Source organism: Brevibacterium renqingii (assembly GCF_017808105.1).
In the GTDB taxonomy this organism is placed as follows: Bacteria; Actinomycetota; Actinomycetes; order Actinomycetales; family Brevibacteriaceae; genus Brevibacterium; species Brevibacterium renqingii.
This window is the reverse complement of record NZ_JADBHF010000032.1, coordinates 1-837: the sequence shown is the minus strand read 5'-3', so window position 1 is coordinate 837 and position 837 is coordinate 1. Positions and strand designations below refer to the sequence as shown.

Annotated in this window: 1 protein-coding gene; it reads right to left on the bottom strand. The window is 59.9% G+C overall.

Translation table 11 applies throughout. From position 1 onward, the window contains the following. Positions 1 to 19: 19 nt before the first annotated feature. Positions 20 to 837 (bottom strand): IS110 family RNA-guided transposase (locus IHE57_RS16160; protein WP_209374685.1); only part of this gene is annotated, 818 nt, incomplete at its 5' end.

Sequence of the window (837 nt, the reverse complement as noted above, 5' to 3'; positions counted from 1 at the left end):
CCGCCCGTTACATTCATTGTCAAGCAGCAGCTGGGGTCTTCGCCTCGTAGAAGGCCCCGGTCTTGACCATCGCGAACAGGACGTTGAGCCGGCGACGAGCCAGACACATCACCGCAGCATTATGCCGCTTGCCCTCCGCCCGTTTCCGGTCGTAATACGCCTTCGATAATGGGTCATGACACGACGCCACCCACGCTGAGTGGAACAGGGCGTTCTTTAACCGTTTGTTGCCCGCCCGCGACGGGAACTCACCCCGAATCGATGTCCCCGACCGCCGCGTCACCGGAGCAATACCGGCATACGCGGCCAAATGGCCAGCAGTCTTGAACGCAGAGAAATCACCGGCTGCCAGGAGGATCTGGGATGCGGTCTTAACGCCGACTCCCGGCATGGACGTTAAGACCTGAAGAAGAGGGAGCGAATCCGCCAACTCCTCAGCTTCTACTTCGATCTCTTTACGCTCAGCTTTCAACGCCTTGATCCTGGCAGCATGACGCGGCACCACCGACTCCGACGCCTCACTCCCGGGCACGGTCACCGTTTGTTCGGCCAGAGCGTCGAAGATCGCATCAATCAAGGCCGATGGATCCTTGCGGGTATGGTTCTTCGCCCACCGCTTCACCCCCGACTTACCAGCAGTACGCAGACCGGCCGGCCCGCGGTACCTGATCAGTAAATCCAACACAATCGACCTGGTCAGGACAGTACCCTTGAAGACGCGTTCCAGCGCGGGATGGGTCTGGAGCAACAACGACCTCAACCGGTTGATCGCCCTGGTGATGTCATGCGCGAGGTCTTCATCCGTGCCGGCCAGGACCTTGAGATTAGCCAGGACAT